This is a genomic window from Candidatus Nitrosopumilus salarius BD31, from assembly GCF_000242875.2.
Classification (GTDB): domain Archaea; phylum Thermoproteota; class Nitrososphaeria; order Nitrososphaerales; family Nitrosopumilaceae; genus Nitrosopumilus; species Nitrosopumilus salarius.
Genome location: NZ_AEXL02000075.1, coordinates 24,225 through 41,251 on the forward strand (window position 1 = coordinate 24,225; position 17,027 = coordinate 41,251).

Annotated in this window: 20 protein-coding genes and 1 pseudogene; 11 read left to right on the top strand and 10 right to left on the bottom strand. The window is 31.8% G+C overall.

The window, feature by feature from the left end:
* Positions 1-22: 22 nt before the first annotated feature.
* On the bottom strand, positions 23-925 hold the full coding sequence (locus tag BD31_RS03435; protein WP_008298643.1) for an AsnC family transcriptional regulator: 903 nt from the start codon (positions 923-925) through the stop codon (positions 23-25).
* Positions 926-1,070: 145 nt separating this feature from the next.
* On the opposite strand from BD31_RS03435, the gene BD31_RS03440 reads away from it, so the two are divergent.
* From BD31_RS03440 to BD31_RS03470, 7 genes and pseudogenes are all read left to right on the top strand, one after another.
* Entirely contained in the window at positions 1,071-2,228 is a 1,158-nt protein-coding gene (locus BD31_RS03440; RefSeq protein WP_048097414.1) for an ABC transporter permease, read from the top strand.
* A 28-nt stretch (positions 2,229-2,256) separates the two neighbouring features.
* The gene (locus BD31_RS03445) at positions 2,257-2,925 is read left to right on the top strand and encodes an ABC transporter ATP-binding protein (protein WP_256359032.1); all 669 of its coding nucleotides are present in this window, start codon (positions 2,257-2,259) and stop codon (positions 2,923-2,925) included.
* The gene (locus BD31_RS03450; protein ID WP_008298560.1) at positions 2,925-4,229 is read left to right on the top strand and encodes a COG1361 S-layer family protein; all 1,305 of its coding nucleotides are present in this window, start codon (positions 2,925-2,927) and stop codon (positions 4,227-4,229) included. The genes BD31_RS03445 and BD31_RS03450 overlap by 1 nt, the downstream gene beginning before the upstream one ends.
* Positions 4,230-4,270: 41 nt before the next feature.
* On the top strand, positions 4,271-4,603 hold the full coding sequence (locus tag BD31_RS03455; RefSeq protein WP_008298542.1) for a hypothetical protein: 333 nt from the start codon (positions 4,271-4,273) through the stop codon (positions 4,601-4,603).
* Positions 4,604-4,793: 190 nt separating this feature from the next.
* Entirely contained in the window at positions 4,794-4,976 is a 183-nt protein-coding gene (locus tag BD31_RS03460) for a hypothetical protein (RefSeq protein WP_008298725.1), read from the top strand.
* A 240-nt stretch (positions 4,977-5,216) separates the two neighbouring features.
* A complete protein-coding gene (locus BD31_RS03465; protein ID WP_008298665.1) occupies positions 5,217-5,600 on the top strand; it encodes a hypothetical protein in 384 nt (127 codons plus the stop codon).
* A 3-nt stretch (positions 5,601-5,603) separates the two neighbouring features.
* Positions 5,604-7,156 (top strand): annotated as a pseudogene (locus BD31_RS03470) (ABC1 kinase family protein).
* Here the strand turns inward: BD31_RS03470 and hsp14 are convergent.
* The 5 genes from hsp14 to BD31_RS03490 form a co-directional block, all read right to left on the bottom strand.
* Entirely contained in the window at positions 7,157-7,546 is a 390-nt protein-coding gene (gene hsp14, locus BD31_RS03475) for an archaeal heat shock protein Hsp14 (protein WP_008298667.1), read from the bottom strand.
* Positions 7,547-7,798: 252 nt separating this feature from the next.
* Entirely contained in the window at positions 7,799-7,924 is a 126-nt protein-coding gene (locus tag BD31_RS11000) for a hypothetical protein (protein WP_008298691.1), read from the bottom strand.
* Positions 7,921-8,616 carry a hypothetical protein gene (locus tag BD31_RS03480; RefSeq protein WP_008298708.1) on the bottom strand — a complete coding sequence of 232 codons (696 nt, stop codon included), beginning with the start codon at positions 8,614-8,616 and terminating at the stop codon, positions 7,921-7,923. Before BD31_RS03480 ends, BD31_RS11000 begins: the two co-directional genes overlap by 4 nt.
* A gap of 7 nt (positions 8,617-8,623) precedes the next feature.
* On the bottom strand, positions 8,624-9,298 hold the full coding sequence (locus BD31_RS03485) for a hypothetical protein (protein ID WP_008298555.1): 675 nt from the start codon (positions 9,296-9,298) through the stop codon (positions 8,624-8,626).
* Between the two features lie 195 nt (positions 9,299-9,493).
* Positions 9,494-11,086, bottom strand: coding sequence for a hypothetical protein (locus BD31_RS03490; protein ID WP_008298622.1), 1,593 nt, complete (start codon positions 11,084-11,086; stop codon positions 9,494-9,496).
* Between the two features lie 225 nt (positions 11,087-11,311).
* Here BD31_RS03490 and tmk point away from each other — a divergent pair, with 225 nt between their 5' ends.
* The 3 genes from tmk to pyrH are packed head-to-tail and all read left to right on the top strand — an operon-like array spanning position 11,312 to position 13,805.
* Entirely contained in the window at positions 11,312-11,893 is a 582-nt protein-coding gene (gene tmk / locus BD31_RS03495) for a dTMP kinase (protein ID WP_008298650.1), read from the top strand.
* Positions 11,890-13,125 carry an HD domain-containing protein gene (locus BD31_RS03500; RefSeq protein ID WP_008298641.1) on the top strand — a complete coding sequence of 412 codons (1,236 nt, stop codon included), beginning with the start codon at positions 11,890-11,892 and terminating at the stop codon, positions 13,123-13,125. Before tmk ends, BD31_RS03500 begins: the two co-directional genes overlap by 4 nt.
* Complete coding sequence (pyrH, locus tag BD31_RS03505; RefSeq protein ID WP_008298625.1) at positions 13,122-13,805, top strand: UMP kinase; 684 nt, start codon at positions 13,122-13,124, stop codon at positions 13,803-13,805. Before BD31_RS03500 ends, pyrH begins: the two co-directional genes overlap by 4 nt.
* A 6-nt stretch (positions 13,806-13,811) precedes the next feature.
* Here pyrH and BD31_RS03510 read toward each other — a convergent pair whose 3' ends face one another.
* Positions 13,812-14,162 carry a hypothetical protein gene (locus tag BD31_RS03510; protein WP_048097415.1) on the bottom strand — a complete coding sequence of 117 codons (351 nt, stop codon included), beginning with the start codon at positions 14,160-14,162 and terminating at the stop codon, positions 13,812-13,814.
* 69 nt (positions 14,163-14,231) lie between these two features.
* Between BD31_RS03510 and BD31_RS03515 the strand changes: the two genes are divergently transcribed.
* On the top strand, positions 14,232-14,786 hold the full coding sequence (locus tag BD31_RS03515) for a hypothetical protein (RefSeq protein WP_008298611.1): 555 nt from the start codon (positions 14,232-14,234) through the stop codon (positions 14,784-14,786).
* Between the two features lie 252 nt (positions 14,787-15,038).
* Here the strand turns inward: BD31_RS03515 and BD31_RS03520 are convergent, their stop codons facing one another.
* From BD31_RS03520 to BD31_RS03530, 3 genes are read right to left on the bottom strand one after another with little or no spacing between them, the layout of a single operon-like run.
* A complete protein-coding gene (locus tag BD31_RS03520; RefSeq protein WP_008298719.1) occupies positions 15,039-15,686 on the bottom strand; it encodes a Dna2/Cas4 domain-containing protein in 648 nt (215 codons plus the stop codon).
* A 33-nt stretch (positions 15,687-15,719) separates the two neighbouring features.
* Complete coding sequence (locus BD31_RS03525; RefSeq protein ID WP_008298553.1) at positions 15,720-15,956, bottom strand: hypothetical protein; 237 nt, start codon at positions 15,954-15,956, stop codon at positions 15,720-15,722.
* Between the two features lie 10 nt (positions 15,957-15,966).
* Positions 15,967-17,004 carry a V0D/AC39 family V-type ATPase subunit gene (locus BD31_RS03530; protein ID WP_008298698.1) on the bottom strand — a complete coding sequence of 346 codons (1,038 nt, stop codon included), beginning with the start codon at positions 17,002-17,004 and terminating at the stop codon, positions 15,967-15,969.
* Positions 17,005-17,027: the final 23 nt, after the last annotated feature.

The window sequence follows — 17,027 nt, forward strand, 5'->3', positions numbered from 1 at the left end:
AGATCTAGAAAATTATTCTTATTTAATTTGTTTGATATGTAAGATGTAATTTCGGTGATTTCTTAAAGTCAGTGATAGCTTTTTCTATCCATTTAGTATAAAATGAAATTTTTTTTGGAATAAATAAATCAGCTGACTTCACATTTTTTATGGTTCTAACTTTTTGTGTTAGTTCATCCATTTTGAAAATATTGTCACTATACATGAATAGAACAATCTGATTTTTTGCTATAAATGGAATTTGTAAATATGATTCAGAAAATGAGTTATTCAAACTTTCTAATGTTTCTTTTAGATCACCATCTATCCAAGTTAATACAGCATGAGGGATGAAATCTATTATTTTTCTAGGATCGTAAACTAAAGTAAATTGAATACCTTCATTCTCATGAAGTTTTTCTATGCATCTTGTAATTGTTTTTGTTGACATGTTAGCATTTTTTGCAATTTGTTCAATTTTTTGTCTCGGATCTTTGATTAATTCCTCTAGAATTTCTAAATCTGTTTTTGTAAGATTTGAATTGAATCCTGGATTCTCTGCTTCAAAAATGGATAATACTCTAACATCCTTCATCAATTTTTTCGCTAGTTCAATTTTTTGTTCCATGTTATCCTTTACTGATATACCACAAACTGTAATTCCGCCAATACATGGAACCACAAAGTATGGTTCGCCTACAAGACTTGCCTGCTCTAAAATTTCATTCATATTTTCACCTGTTACAACAAAGTACAAAACACCATAACCCAATACTGGAGGTTCTACTTTGATGAAAAATTCTTCAATTATTTTTTGTTCTTGCATCTTTTTGATTCGGGCTCGAACTGCTCCACCAGAAATTCCCAATTCAATGCCTATTTGTCTGTCTGATTCTCTACAATTATTCAATAACCTGCTTAGAATTTTCATATCTAAACTGTCCATTTTATCACTTATTTTCCTCCTTAGAATATAGAAAAACCTAATCTGATATAAAATTGTCTACACTGTTAGCACTATGCATCATATACATTAAATATTAGACTATTTCATGTTTTTTGTGGATTACAGATTAAAGCTTGCAAAACGAATGCTATTCAATAAAAAAGGCAGTTTGATTGGGGCCGTTTTAGCTGTAACAATTGGAATTTTAGTTATTCATGTAAACTTTGTAATTTTTCAGGGATTGTTTGATGCTATTGTTAGAGATATTAGCAATTATAGAAATGGCGATATTCTTGTAACTGATGAAGCTGATTTTATTGATAAATCAGATTTATCACTTTCAAATTGGTTTGAAAGAATCCCATATGTTAAAGCGGCTACTCCGCGGCTTTCATCGACGGCAGAAATGAATATGACAAAAAATGGTAAACTGATTGAAGAAACAAGGGTACCAATTGTTGGCGTTGATCCTTTCCGAGATGTGTTAGCATCTACCGTTCATGAAACTGTTACTGATGGAAGCTATGTTTTCTCAAGAAATTCAATTGTATTGGGTTCTAATGTTGCAGAAGACCTTGGGGGAGCACAAGTTGGAGACAGTGTTAAAGTTCTTGTAGTTGATAGATGGGGTCACGATCAAATTAGAAGATTTACTGTTTCTGGAATTGCAAAATCACCTGGAGGTCAGGGATTTGATTACACTGCAGTAGTTCACATTGATACTTTACGTGACATGATGAATCGACCTGGAGATACAGGTTCATTTATGGTTAAACTAAATGATCCATCTAAAGCATTTGAAGTAAAAGAATTCTTCCTTCGTTCATTTCCTAATGATGATTTTATTGCTGAAACTATAGAAGAATCTGCAGAACAGCAACTTGCTGGTTTTAGATCTGGAATTGCAATGATTAACATGATAGGATATTTCGGAATGATGTCTTCTGCATTTGCTATCGTTACAATTCAAATGATGTTAGTAAATGGAAAAACCAAAGAAATTGGTGTAATGAGAGCAATTGGAGCTAAAAGAAAAGATATTTTGCTAATTTTTATTTTCCAAGGAATGATAATTGGAGCTATTGGTGCTGGTGTAGGAACAGCAGCAGGTTTAGGTTATACCGTGTATGCAAAGGAAACAAAAATGTCATTTAATAACAGTCTCCCTCTTGAAGTAAGCTATAACTGGGAAAAAATCATTCAAACAGCCTTAACTTCATTTGCTTTAGCAATTATTGCATCATTGTACCCTTCGTATAGAGCTACAAAACTATTACCAGTGGAGGCGATGAGAACTGTCTAGAGTACTGGAAATTAATAATCTAACTAAAATTTATGGCCAAGGAGATAACAAAGTAAAAGCTCTTGATAATGTATCTTTTTCAATTACTCAAGGAGAATTTGTTCTAATTATTGGAAGTTCTGGTTCTGGAAAATCTACGCTCTTAAACATGATTGGATTGTTAGATCATCCAACAAGTGGAAAGCTGATCATTGATGGAACAAATACAACAACACTTGATGATGATCACATTTCATCATTTAGAAATAAAAAATTAGGATTTATCTTCCAGTTTTCTAATTTATTAACTGATCTTTCAGTTTTAGAAAATGTATTGTTACCAAGACAAATTGCAGGTACTGATCATTTTTATGAAAAAGATGCTATAGAATTGCTAAAATCTGTTGGACTAGAATCTCAAATGCATAAACGTGCAAATAAAATTTCAGGTGGGCAAGCTCAAAGAGTTGCAATTGCAAGAGGATTGATCAATAAACCTTCAATTGTTTTAGCTGATGAACCAACAGGCAATCTTGATTCGAAAACATCCGAAATTATAGTTCAATTGATGAAATCAATGGCAAAAAAACTTAATCAAACATTCATTGTAGTAACACACGATAGAGAACATTTTGGTGATGTTGATAGAGTAATTACAATAAAAGATGGTAAGGCCTTTGAAGGTGATCAACCATCAAAGATAGAGGTGATTGCATAATGAATTCTAAATTTCTACTAGTATTGCTTGTAATTGGATTGATGCCATTGATTTTTGAGACTTCTTATGCTCAAATTACTGCAGGTGGATTTGGGCAATCTCCTTTTGAAAGAGATTATGGTGACATCAAATTCCTAAATGCATATTTTGGAACATTAAATAATAAAATTGAAGTTGAAGCCGGAGATAGCAATGTACCATTTACAGTTGTATTTGCAAATGTTGGAACTCAAGATATTACTGGAATCCGAGGCCAATTATCATTACCATTTGGTTTTTCGGCATCTGATGGTCCAGGTTCTATAATTCGTGCTGATAGTGATTCTAATTCTTTAGCAGGAGAGAATTTTCATCTTACCTTTTATGTAAATATTGATAAAAATACAAAAATTCAACAATATCCAGGTTCTGTAAAAGTAGATTATTCTAGATTAAGAGAATCTGGTGTTAGAACATCCTTTGCTGATTTTGATTTCAAAGTTACTGGTGACAGTGTAATCAATGTAAGAGCACAACAACCATTTCTTACATCATTACGATCAAATAATGTTGTAATTGAAATTATAAATGATGGAACAGCTCCTATGTCTGGAGTAGATATCACTGCAAGTAATACACAAACAGAACTTGCATCAACATCTTCATCTACTACAAATATTGAAAATGTAGTAATTTTAGAATCAAGCTGGAATGTTGGAAACATTGCTCCAAAATCCTCAAGATTACTTACTGCAACTGTGTATGTTCCAGAATCATTGAAAGGTGATACTTTACGAATTCCTTTGTCTATTTCATACTACAATGCACATGGTGATCAAGAAGTAGTTTCAAAAATAGTTGATTTTTACATCAAAGGATTAATTGATCTTTCTGTTTTCAATGTAGAAGTTATTGAACTATCTGGTACACAAATGGTAGTAGGTGAAATCATTAATGAAGGAAATGAAGATGGGTTGTTTGGTTTTGTAAGTTTAGAACCTCGTGGTGACTCTAATATTAAACCAAACACTCAATTCATTGATGAAATTGAAGTTGATGCCCCAGTACCGTTCAATATTCCAATTGAATTTGATGGTCAACCAAAATATGGAGAGCATGACATCACAATTACAGTAAGATACAAAGACAGTATTAGAGATGAGATCTTTTTAACACAAAATGCAACAATCTTTGTGAAGGAACCATCAAAAAATGATGAAAATGCATTTGACCCTGTAATGATAATTATTCCAATTATTTTAGTAATAGGATTTGCAGTTTACATTATTCGTAGACGTAAAAAAACTACAATTGAGGCAAATTAGACATTAAATTTTAAATCTTGAAAAAATAGGGATAGTTAAAATTGAGATCAAGTATTATTGCTCTTATTGCAGTTTTCGTTGTAGGGAGTACCGTAATTTCTTTAGGTTTTCTGACAAACCAACAATATCTTGATGTTCCTGAAATTTCAAATCAATATGAAAAATTAGAAAATTACAAAACTGAATTAGAGAAAATTAACCAATACAATCAAGAAGTATTAAAAAATCTTGAAGAAAAAATCAGAAATTCTGATGATGTCAACATCAATAAACTCAATGAGGAAATTAAAGTATTAAAAAAAGTAATTGATGAAAACAAGGCAGAACTTGAACAGGTAATTACCAAATTGTCCCAAATGAAATCTGATCCCTGATCTACCTATTTCCAATTTTGGGAAATTGGCGTCATAATTATATCATATCTTAAGGAGATAATATTTGGTATGGCAAAGGCAATATTTCTATTTCTAGCTGGTAGTATTGTGGGTTTTATTACAACACCACTTTTGTAAACTACCCAAAAATTTTTCTAAATTCATATAGTTACTGGTAAATTCATGTTTGGTGGAGATACATCAAAAACTAACGATTGCAGGAGTGATATTACTAGTGATAACATTCTTGATAAATTATTATCATCAAGAAGTTCATCCTGGAATTGGATTTAACTATGCATATGTTCCAGGTGTTTTAATGTTAGCAGCATTTTCGATTAGTTTCATCTTGTTTACAAAAGATCGACTATAGACATTTTATTTCTCATATTCAATAGATGGTGTGAGGTCTTTTTAGGGAAAAAGCCTCCATCCTATCTATTGATTCTCATAAATTTTCTTTGGATAAAAGATACTCGTAGAAATTCTCAGTGAGATCTAAATACTAATTTACAATATTCAGTTTAGCCGTCATCAAAATACAATTTGTTTTTGGTCTTAGGCTGTCAATTATAGACCGTAAGATTATAAGCAATTACTAGATCTTGCGATTATGCCAAGGGATGAGATAGAAGTCCCAAAGGAATTACGAGAATTCATGCTAGAAAAAGCAGAAGAAACATTCCTCGGACAAAAAAATGGAGCAGATAAACAATATCGTTATGGTAACTTACACATTAGAGAATATAATGATAAATTTCTAGTTCATACAGATAAAATTGATCCAAGGAAAGATCCTATTGGACATCTAGTTTATGATGCACCAGAGGTTTTGATTGGTTTGGCATGTGCAATTTTTGGAGGGTCACAAATTGCAAAAAAGATTTACAATAACAAATCTAAAAAACCATCACTTTCTTACGGTTTGATGTCATCAATCATTTCTGGATATATTGGATACACAACATCAAAAAGAATTAAAACTTATTTGGAATAATTTATGTCTACTACTAGAACTATCCAAGTACTTGTGAAACTTTTACCATTAATTTTTGCACTACGTAAAGATAGAAAAAAATGGATTCATCAAGACAATCGTGAATTGGATTTAGAACAATTTAGAAAAAATGCTCGTAAAGTACTTAATTCATTCATTTCATTGGGACCTGTCTACATAAAATTAGGACAATGGTTATCGTCAAGAGCTGATATTTTACCTCAGCCATATTTGGAAGAACTTTCAAAACTACAAGATAGTGTACCTTCTGCACCTTTTGATCAAGTTAAACCAATAATCGAAAAAGATCTTGGACCAATAAATGAAAAATTTGATAAAATTGATCCTGATTCTATCTCTGGTGCATCATTAGGACAAGTTTATAGAGGTTCTATATCTGGTCAGCAAATTGTTATCAAAGTAAAAAGACCAGGAATTGAAAAAGTTGTAGAGGAAGATATCAAAGTCTTAAAAAAAATTCTTCCACTTGCATTAAGATTTGTGGATCCAAACTTACGTTACTCTGCAAAAGCAATGCTCTCTCAATTTATTGAAACGATTCATGAAGAAATGGATTATACCAATGAATCTGAAAACCTCAAAAAAATAAAAAAGACATGGCAAATTCCAACAAAGTAATTGTTCCATCTGTATATGATGACTACTCATCAAAAAATGTCCTGACAATGGAATATCTTCCAGGTATCAAAGTGACAAATATTGAGGCTCTAGACAAAATGGGAATTGACAGGCAAAAACTTGTCATCGATGTTCATAAGGTCTTCTTTACTATGCTTCTTAGGCATTCCATGTTTCACGCAGACCCTCATCCAGGCAATATTTCAGTAACTGACAATGGAAAATTAATTCTCTATGATTATGGAATGGTAGGAAGATTAGACAATGAAACCCGCTTAAGATTAATTCGTCTATACTTGGCCTTGGTAGAAAAAGATCCTCCTAGAACTGTTAATGCAATGAATGATCTTGGCATGTTAACTCCTGACTTTAATCGCTCAATAATTGAGAAAGGCATTGAACTTACCGTCCAAGCCATGCATGGAAAAAAACCTGATGAAATGGAAGTAGAAAGCTTGATGGAACTTGCAAATAAAACAATGAGTAAATTTCCTTTTGTACTTCCAAAGAATTTAGCGTTGTATATGAGAATGGCTTCAATCATTGAAGGAATTTATAAAACACACAAGATTAATTTCAAATTTGTCAAAGTTGTTAAAGAAATTTTAGAAGAAGAGAATCTAATTAAAGATGCATACATAGAAGAAATTAAACATTCCTTCGTTAGATTTGCAAAATCAATTGATGCTACAATTTCTATTGCACCAGAACTAAAAAAATTCCTAGATGATAATAGATCACTTCAACTTTTGAATAGAAAACCAAAATCAAATATTTTACTATCTGGTAGTATTCTTTCAGCAGCAATTTTTATTGGTTCTACAGTTTTGTATACAACCAATGAATCTTTAGGGATAATTGGAATGATTGGTTCATTTATAATAATGAGTATTTTTACACTATATAGAAAAAGATAATTATTCTATTGTGATATCCTTTCCTTGTTTTTGGACAGGAATTATAATTTTCAAAACCCCATTTTCATATTTTGCTGAAGAAACTGATTCTTCTCCATCCTTCAATTCAATCGGTAATCTAATTTTTTTATCTATGATATTTGGTCTTTGATTACAAATCATATTGTGTTTATCTTCAGAAATTTCTTTACAAGCTTGAATTGAAAGAATATTTCCATTTAGGGATAATTTAATGTCTTTTTTCATAAATCCAGGAATATCTACCAATAACGTCAGTTTGTCATCATCTAGATGCATATCTATAGGTGGTAAAACAAATTCATAAAATTCTCGTGATTTATTTCCAATCTCTTTTATCATTTCTTTTGCCATAGATTTTACTAATCCCATTTTGAGATATGTGCTCAATTTTTGGTTATAAACCTTGATAGGATTTAGCTAAGTTTGTTTAACATACTTGAATTCAAGTTTAAAATTATTTTTTATGCTAAATATGAGATTTGAGAGTTTCATTTTTGAACTATAATTTAACATAGGAAATATTGACTAGTTCTTTTAATGAGTGACTATAGATTCAAGCCTACATAGATTCACCTACCTTTTTGGAGATAAAATGAGACGTAGATAGATGTGAAATTGAGATTATTCTAACTCCGTTGAAGGATGATCTTTCCTATTTGGACATCTAAAACCAATCATATTTGTTGGTGAATCTACATCGAGTCTTTCCATAACTGCTCCACATTTTTCACATAGTCTAGTTCTCATTTTATTTCCTGCCACTCACAAATATTATTATCAATATAATGAGTTTCATTATTAAAAGAAAGACCAATATCTAGAACTCCAAGTCCTAATGAGTCTCGATGACACCAATCTAAAATTTTTAAAACTTGTTGCATCGAATCTACATCTAAAACCAGTCCACCGGTATTGGGATTCTCTATGTATATCGGATCTATTTTGTAATCTTCGGCATCTTCAGAAAAGCCAAAAGGATGTGAATACACATCACGGTCTAAACTAATTCCAGAATGAGTTGCCTCAGTAATCAAACAAGTGTCCTTGTCTATGTAATGAGTGTCATTGTGCCATAACGTAAAATTATCATCAACAAATTTGCCGTTTCCAGTCCAGCACCTATCCAAGGCATCCCTTAGAATAGAATCCGATTCATATTTTTCAATGGTTTGATACGCACATGAATTATTATCAAGGTGGTGAGTGGAATTGTTCCATATCATTAACGGTTGATGATCAGTTATCTTGTTTCCATCAAGACCAATCCAGTTTCTATCATCCATCATTTTCTGATAATCACAACGCTTGAAAATTCTGTCAATTTGTTCGGCGCTAAACTTTTGGGCTTTAATTTCTTCATCAACATAATAATTTAAGACAAATGTGCAGGTGATTGCAATTATTAAAACTCCAAAAATTATCAAAAGTCTAGTTTTCATTTTTTAATCAAATTCCAAAGTTATGTCCAAGACTATGCTGAATGATTTGAGGATAGTCACAAGTTACCCCCTGCTCAAAATTTGCAAGTGTGTGCCACGTTAAAAAATAATCAATTCCATCTATTGTGTCAACTCCCAGATATTGCACTATGGTTACTGAGGTTCCATCATAATTATTACATTTGGCAATAAACGTATCATATTTTTCTATAATTGAATGAAACTCAAACTTGTCAGTTATTTCATAGTCTGTCCTGTCTTTGTTTCCAACTCGGTAATCCTTGTCTGCAAACGTAAACAGTGCAGTGTTTTCATCAACCAGATTCATGTTCTTTATTGTAAAGATTCCCCCTTCAAGACCAACTCTATCAAAGTGTAGTTCGCCGTTAATTCCGTTATTTCCTGTGATAAATGAAGTAAGATGGTCTCTATCTTGGTTGTCATGTATCTTTGGTCTTTCATAGCAGTAATGATTCATTGACGTAGTATAACAAGTGGAATCTTTTTCATCGTGTACATCTTGAAATTCATTTGGTGTGAGAGGAAAGTTTGGAATGATTTTGGCTTTGTTTAACGGGACAGAATAATTGTAAAAATCTGAAATAGATTCATAGTTTAACGAAAGTAACAACAGAGGCACCATTATTGTGCTGATCACAAATAATGTGTTTACCGCATTCATAATCACTCAAACTGACTGTATGAGATTCATAAGTACTTCGTATCTTTTAATCAGTGGTTTTGAGGCTCAACTTTACTGGATTCAGAAGTTTGTTTAACATACTTGAATTCAAAAATAATCATTGAGATATTGTGTCAAGTTTATTCAACATAATTCAGCACAAAATATTCAGATCGTAGATTATTTCTAATTAAATTATCTAATAATTCCTTGACTAACTAGAAATTCTATCCCTTTAACAAAATCTCCTTCAGAAATTAATCCATCAGCCCACCACCCTGCATTGTTTTTAATCCAAGAAGGAATTTCTTGAGAAGCTGTCGATTGTGTTTCAGTAATTGGAATTTGGATAATATTTTCTTTAATTAAAAATTGAATTGATTGAACAAATTCTCCATCTCCCACAACTCCATCAGCCCACCACCCTGCATTGTTTTTAATCCAAGAAGGAACAAATGGAGTTTCCTCTTCCATTTTTAGGGATTGTGAAGTGAAACTAAGGTTAGATTGTGATGTAAAAAACTTTTCAAAGTTTTTAGAGTTATCACCAGTTAAAATAATTTTTAGTAGATATTGTCCATCATTTGGAACAAAAACAGATTCTTGATAAATTCCATACGGAGTTAATATACCAAGATACTTCTCAGAAGTTCCAATATTTGCGGAAATTTCGTTTCCATATTTATCAGAAATACTATATGCAAACAAAAGGTCTTTTGCAGGGTCGTTATTAGTATCAAAGAAAGAAAACGTAAGAGGAATTTCTTTGCCAGTTGTTAATTTGGAATCCCAGAAAACTCTTGCTGAAAAACCATTTTCAAACATTAAATCAAGATTTTCATAATCAATTTGTTCACCAGATATAATTTCTAAATTTATTAGATCGTTATCATTCTTGATTGATGTTAGTTCTTCATGTGGAATATTAATCTGAATAATATTTTCATTAGGATTTAGAACATCAAAATTGAAATAATCATCGTGAATTTTAGTCCCTTCTACAAAAATATCAATGTCATACCCTTGTTTGAAATCTTGGAAATCCTTTTCCAAAAATACTAGTTGGCTAATTCCTGATTCATGCTTATGTTCATTCCAATTATAGGGTATTTTATATGAAATTTTTTTTAATGATTCATCATAATTGAAATCTAAAATTTCATCATTGTAAGATTTTACATGTACTGGAAATTCTTGAGCATTTGCAATTTTAACTGGAAATGTTTGTTTATCAGGTAGATGCAAAACGGTTTCAAAGAGCAAATCTTTTGTGGTCATAGTTTTTGGATTTGTTGCACCGACAATGGAAACTTGAATATTATATTGTCCACTTTTATCAAAAACAGGACCTTTAATTGTTGGTAATGACTCACCTCTTGCATAATAGGCTCCTGCAATTGCATGCTTTTCACCATTATAGGTAGTACATTTCCAAAGATTTTGATCTTGACATCCCGATGTAGGTTTAATCTCCAATTCCAGGTTTCCATCATCATCATAAAAATACTCATTTGCAACAAGAGAATTCTCATGAAATATCTGAACTCTATATGTCACACTTGAAATGTTATCGTTAGTATTGCTATCAAAAAATCTAATTGATAAATTAGCACTTTTAGAATCACCAAATGTGAAATCCTCTGGAGATAGAATTGTGGTCAGTGCTACTTTTAATCCATCAAAATCTATTGGTGGTGCAAGAGATCCAGAATGATGTTGGGCATATGCAGGAGTAATAGAAATAGCAAATAATCCCAAAAACAGTAACAAAATTAATTTTGAAATCATTATTTTGGATATTTTGAATAAATCTGTATCAGATTATAAATCATTTAGACATTCAGCTAAGTTTCTTTAACATATTCAAGCGTGAAATATTCAGATCGGCTTGATTGATTTTTCTGTTTCTGTAATTACTGACAGTGCTCTGGTGTCTGTGCGTGTGTGTTAATAAGAGACTTGTCAGTATCTTGATAGATTTTTAATCAATTAATTTCTCTGTTTTGATAACTTATGATAATTGTAATTGAAGGTGGTGACCAAGCAGGGAAACTAACTCAATCAACCATGTTGGAAAAATCCCTTAAAAAACGAAAGATCAAAACCAAACTCTTTCATTTTCCTGACTACAAAACCCCAATAGGAAAAGAAATTAGGCAATATTTAGATGGAAACAGAAAATTTCCCCCACAAGTAATTCATTGTTTATTGTCTGCGAATAGATGGGAAAAACTTGACGAAATTTTGGCAGCCCAAGATAAAAATTCTGTATTGATAATGAATCGTTACTATCATTCCAATCTGATTTATGGAATTGCAAATGGTATGAAACAAAGTTGGCTTGAGAATCTTGATGCTGGACTCCCAAAGGCTGATCTTGTAATTTTACTTGATGTCACACAAAAAGAATCATTTCAAAGACAAAAAACTAATCGAGACAAGTTTGAAAAAAATGAAGAATTTTTAAGAAAAATATCTAAAATTTATCGTGCAACTGCTAAAAAGAAACATTGGAAAATAATCGATGCGTCAAAATCTAAAGAAGAAGTACACGAAGAGATCATGAAAATATTCTCAAAGAAAATAGGATTATGAAAAAAATTTATCTAGATATTATTGATCCAATACATGATTTTATTCGTGTTTATGATCATGAGTTATCAATAATTGACAATCCAATTTTTCAGAGATTAAGACGAATTAGACAACTTTCTGGTGCTCATTTAACATATCCTGCTGCTCAACATACAAGATTCGAACATTCGCTAGGAGTCATGCATATTGCAAGTCAAGCAGGACATGCATTACATGAAAAAGGAATTTTACAATCTGATGATATTGAAGTACTTCGACTTGCTGGTCTTTTGCATGATATAGGTCATGGACCATTTTCTCATTTATTTGAAGAAATAATCCAAGAAAAAAAAATATCACATGAAGATTTTGGTAAAGAAATAATTTTAAATTCTGAAATCGGTGATAATTTATCAAAGAATAGTTTTGACAAAAAATTAATCACAAGAATCGCTTTTGGGAATTCTAAATTTCAATATATGAATGAGATTGTTTCAGGTGCACTTAGTGCAGACATGATGGATTATTTACTTAGAGATGGTTATTTTACGGGTGCTGAACATGCTAAAATTGATCATAAAAGAATTACACAGTCACTTGATGTCCATAAAAAGAAATTAGCCTTGGAACGTTCTGCACTGTATTCATTTGAATCTATGATGCATTCTAGATATCAAATGTTCAAAGCAGTATATTTTCACAAAACTGTTCGTGCAGCTGAAGTAATGCTTATTGAAGCATTAAGATTAGCTGATGATGAATTTGGATTCACAACTTTTAATCTAAATGAATTTGTTAAACTTACAGATGAATATGTTTTATCAACTTTGATCTCATCTGAATCTTCAAAATTAAAACGTGCAAGACAACTTGCACAAGACTATCAAGATAGAAAATTGCTAAAATGTGTTTATGAACGAATATTGACTAGTCAAACTAACTTAAAAAAAACACGCACTGATGAATTAAGAAATGAAATCTCTAAAAAATCAAAAATTGCTGAAAATGAAATTTTTGTAGATAGTTCTGTTACCCCGTCTATTCCTCTTGCACCATCTAAAAATGAGTCTAAATCTATAATTTTGATTACTAGCGAGAATGGAAAATCTTCTGCAAAAGAGATGCCTATTTCAGAAATTCCAGTGGTTTCAGCCATTTCTGGATTCATGAATATTCTTAGAATCTATACTCATCAAAATAACAGAAAAAAAGTTGAAATTGCCGCAAAATCAATCCTAGGTGAACTAAAATGAAAAAACGAATTGTAATCAAACTATCTGGTAAAATTTTTGCTATGGATAATGTCAAAGTACTAAAAGACTATGCAGAATTTTTAGTAAGAATTAGTAAAATTTGTCAACCAATTGTTATTGCAGGTGGCGGAAACATTGCACGACATTATATTTCACATGCTAGATCTTCTGGAGCAGATGAATCTACCCTAGATGAATTGGGAATTGAGATATCCAGGTTAAATGCAAAACTATTGATTTATGCACTAAAAACCAAGGCATATTCACACCCACCGACTACTCTGCAAGAAGTCAGACATGCAGTAGATGATGGATTAATTGTAGTAGCTGGTGGTTTACATCCTGGTCAAAGTACTAATGGTACAGCAGCTTTGATTGCTGAGAAAATACATGCCGAGCAATTTCTTAATGCAACAGATGTAGATGGGGTTTACGATATGGATCCAAACAAATTCAAAAAAGCCAAAAAATTCAAAAGAATTGACCTTAAAAATTTGAAAAATATGTTAGTTCACGAAGATTCTGTGGCAGGAGGATATGACTTGATGGATATTGTTGCTCTAAAAATCATAGAACGTTCCAGAATCAAAACGAGAATACTAAAAGCAGAACCCAAAATTATTGAAAAAGCCATTAAAGGTGCAGATGTGGGCACCGAAATTATTCTTCCTTCAAAATAACTTCTTTTAAACTTCGTTTTGTATTGTGGGTCTTGTCTCAGACCAAATCTGAATCTCTTTTTCTGGATATTCGTTAATTCCTGATTCTCGGAGTTTTTTGAAAATTGATATGGCTTCTTCTTTTTCCATTGCTTTTGATTGAGCCTTTGTAAAACCATCTTTATCTACAATTACTGCTACATGTCCATCAGCAGAACTAATCACTGCGGTGAATTCCTCTTCTCCTACCGGATAGAATACGCCATTGATTTTTTTAGTTGTCAACGTTAGCATTCCAAATCCAGCAACTTCGAACATCTTCATCTGTGATTTACTTGCTCTTTGCTTTCCTTGTTGAACTGCTTGAAAATACTGCATAATTTTTTCTTCCCTCAATAATATAATAACTATCTCAACATTTAAGATGCCTAAAAAATATGCAAAATTATGAATCCTAAAATCTTTGTTGGTATTGCTGTTGCAGTACTATCTATGATATTAGGAGGAATTCTTTTGGTAGGACCTACAGTAGTTATTCCTTCACAAGAAGATTCTACTCAAATTGAAGGCAGTCCAGAAGCTAAACCTCTTCAAATTGAATTAGAGAATCTCTCTGTTGAAAGCATTTCAGAAAGAACAGCAAAAATCGATATTTCATTTAAAATTTCAAATCCAAATCCTCGTGCTGTTATTGTTCAAACAATGGATTATCAATTATTTGAAACAGATTATTCGGATTCTGAACAAATTTCAGGAGGATCAATAGGTAGTAGACCGGAGGGAATGGTTGAATTTGGATCAAATTACTATACTCTTCTTGGTGAAAACTCAATAATTCTAAAAGACACTATTACATTGAAAGGTTCTGAAAATACTCCTGAATTATGGACCATTCTTAAAGATGATAATCAATCTTGGAGAGTTTCTGGTGATGTATTTTATAACTTAAGTTCTATGACCAGTGGACAAGAAAACGTTCTTCATTTTGAATTCACCAAATGAATTAGTAGTGTATCATAAAATTCTAAAATTATGATAATTTGTTTTTAGATGAAGAATATTGACAAAGTTATAAAAGGTCGAAAGATTGTTTTTTATCAAATGGCAGAAGCAGGTATGGCCGCATTTGGCGCAACAGTAGGAGTAGCAATTGCACTAGCAGTAGTGTGTTTCGCTCTTCGTGGTAAAGGACATCCGGAACCACTAGATTAAACAAAGGAATTTTTCCTTTACAATATTTTTCATTTATCTAAACTAATCTTTCTTGCCTAATCCTAACATTTCTGCAAGGGACATTTGTTTAGTATTTACCTTTTTCATAAAACATCTTTCATAATACTGACAATCAGAGCAATCAACTGATGGTTCTAAGATGGGAGTCTTTTGTTCTTTGAGAAGATCATTTAGAACTTTGACTCTTCTAATTATCTCCTCAAACATTTTCTTATTACGTGTAATTGAAAATGTGGTTTCTTTCCTATCACCTGTAATGTAAATAATAACTCCATCTGATTTGTCATAAATCCACATACATGCATTAAGATACAAAACGTCATTTGCTTGAGGACTTTCTAATTCATTTACAGCTGCTCTAAATAGAAGAATAGAATCATCTACTATCATATCTGCCTGGCCCTTTAGATTAATGCCATCTATAGGGAATTCTTTTGGTTCGCTACCATATTGTAATTTCCTTAGTAATCCTGAGAGAAGTTCATTGAATCCCCTCCTTTCAATCTCTTGAGGCTCGATTCTGTCATAGTATGAACGTCTTAGGCATTGAACAACTTCTTGAAGATGAATAGTTTGAATATCTTTTGAATCTATATCAATTTCTAGTTCTTTCCCTATGGAGCCAATAGCATTTTGAATAATACTTCGAAAGTCTCTATCCCCCATCATGATAAATCAGTTCTATGCATTACGTCTTATATCTTAGCTCATAAATTGAGTTATTATTTTTGAAATCCTTCCTGAAAAAGCTAGAATAACAAAATGAACTCCAAAACCAATTATTGCCCCAAGGATCAACTCTCCAGTTAAAAGATAAATTCCCAAGAAAATCCCTAAAGGAGGAAGGGCAAAAATCATGGCTAAAAATGAGCTGACCCAGATAAATCTGATTAAGACTTCGGTGGAAACTTGGGTTTTTTTCTTTGGAAAATTAAACATTATAAAATTCCTATTCTTCTGGTAGGATTAACTTTGACATTGTAGTTTCAGTTGGTATCTTTTGCTCAACTGCAAAAGCAATAGCTGCTAGATTTCTAATTTCAAATGAAGTCAATTTAGTGATTCCAACAATTGTTGCAAAGCTAAACATCTTTGTAAATGATCTAAGTGATGTGTTGTATATTGACATCTCAAATGCTCTTTCAAATTCAGCAATAGCATCTAATTCATTTTCAACTTGTGGTACTAGATCTTTGTATTTTGTGCTGGATAGCTCGTTAAATGCATCTCGAACTGTTGCAGCTGACATCATTCTTCCAAGCAATTCTTTTGCAGGTGGACTTGTTACTATGATCAAATCCTGAATTTGCTCGTCTTGTAATCCCCAAAATTTTCCTCTAATTACGCTTAAAATATTGTAAAAGTCAATATCCATTGAAACTATTTTTGTTGCCTCTTTGTCTGAATAATTTTTCATCGCACCAGCTAGATGTTGATATAAAATTTTATCAAAGTATGTGTCAAAAATTTGAATATTCTTTTTTTCATTGTATAGTGTTGCAGCCTTTGCAATTTCTTCTCCAAATTCCACCGAATTCAAACTTGCAACTGCTTCTTCAAAGTCCTTAGCTACTAGTGCTTTGATTACAATGTCTCTTTGTTTGATTAATTCCTCCGCATGAAGATTCACATGAGCTTCAATCTCTTCTTGTGTTTTTCCTAATATCTTGCCTTTCAAAATCTGTTTTAAATTTGAAACAATAAATTTCATATAATATGCATCTAATACACCAGAATTTCCTGATGTTTTTGCAATGGAGTAATGAATGTCTGCTAGTTTACTTCTTAGGGCTGATTCGATATTTAATGATGTGTAAGGTTTTTGCACATCTGCTACGGCATCTGCATAAACTGTATTTTTGATTCTAGTCATTAATTCTTCCAAATCTCTTGATTCAGCAAGTGTTTGAAAATCAGACTTTGTCAATAATTTACCTCTTTTACTATATGCTTTTACTGAGGCATAGACATTCTTAGAACCGCCCATTTCGATCAATCTCATTAGCCAAC

Bases quoted from the DNA above. Each gene is read 5' to 3' on its own strand.
- BD31_RS03435 (WP_008298643.1), bottom strand. From the start codon at position 925: ATGGACAGTTTAGATATGAAAATTCTAAGCAGGTTATTGAATAATTGT.
- BD31_RS03440 (WP_048097414.1), top strand. From the start codon at position 1,071: ATGCTATTCAATAAAAAAGGCAGTTTGATTGGGGCCGTTTTAGCTGTA.
- BD31_RS03450 (WP_008298560.1), top strand. From the start codon at position 2,925: ATGAATTCTAAATTTCTACTAGTATTGCTTGTAATTGGATTGATGCCA.
- BD31_RS03465 (WP_008298665.1), top strand. From the start codon at position 5,217: ATGCCAAGGGATGAGATAGAAGTCCCAAAGGAATTACGAGAATTCATG.
- hsp14 (WP_008298667.1), bottom strand. From the start codon at position 7,546: ATGGGATTAGTAAAATCTATGGCAAAAGAAATGATAAAAGAGATTGGA.
- BD31_RS11000 (WP_008298691.1), bottom strand. From the start codon at position 7,924: ATGAGAACTAGACTATGTGAAAAATGTGGAGCAGTTATGGAAAGACTC.
- BD31_RS03480 (WP_008298708.1), bottom strand. From the start codon at position 8,616: ATGAAAACTAGACTTTTGATAATTTTTGGAGTTTTAATAATTGCAATC.
- BD31_RS03485 (WP_008298555.1), bottom strand. From the start codon at position 9,298: ATGAATGCGGTAAACACATTATTTGTGATCAGCACAATAATGGTGCCT.
- BD31_RS03490 (WP_008298622.1), bottom strand. From the start codon at position 11,086: ATGATTTCAAAATTAATTTTGTTACTGTTTTTGGGATTATTTGCTATT.
- tmk (WP_008298650.1), top strand. From the start codon at position 11,312: ATGATAATTGTAATTGAAGGTGGTGACCAAGCAGGGAAACTAACTCAA.
- BD31_RS03500 (WP_008298641.1), top strand. From the start codon at position 11,890: ATGAAAAAAATTTATCTAGATATTATTGATCCAATACATGATTTTATT.
- pyrH (WP_008298625.1), top strand. From the start codon at position 13,122: ATGAAAAAACGAATTGTAATCAAACTATCTGGTAAAATTTTTGCTATG.
- BD31_RS03510 (WP_048097415.1), bottom strand. From the start codon at position 14,162: ATGCAGTATTTTCAAGCAGTTCAACAAGGAAAGCAAAGAGCAAGTAAA.
- BD31_RS03515 (WP_008298611.1), top strand. From the start codon at position 14,232: ATGAATCCTAAAATCTTTGTTGGTATTGCTGTTGCAGTACTATCTATG.
- BD31_RS03520 (WP_008298719.1), bottom strand. From the start codon at position 15,686: ATGATGGGGGATAGAGACTTTCGAAGTATTATTCAAAATGCTATTGGC.
- BD31_RS03525 (WP_008298553.1), bottom strand. From the start codon at position 15,956: ATGTTTAATTTTCCAAAGAAAAAAACCCAAGTTTCCACCGAAGTCTTA.
- BD31_RS03530 (WP_008298698.1), bottom strand. From the start codon at position 17,004: ATGGGCGGTTCTAAGAATGTCTATGCCTCAGTAAAAGCATATAGTAAA.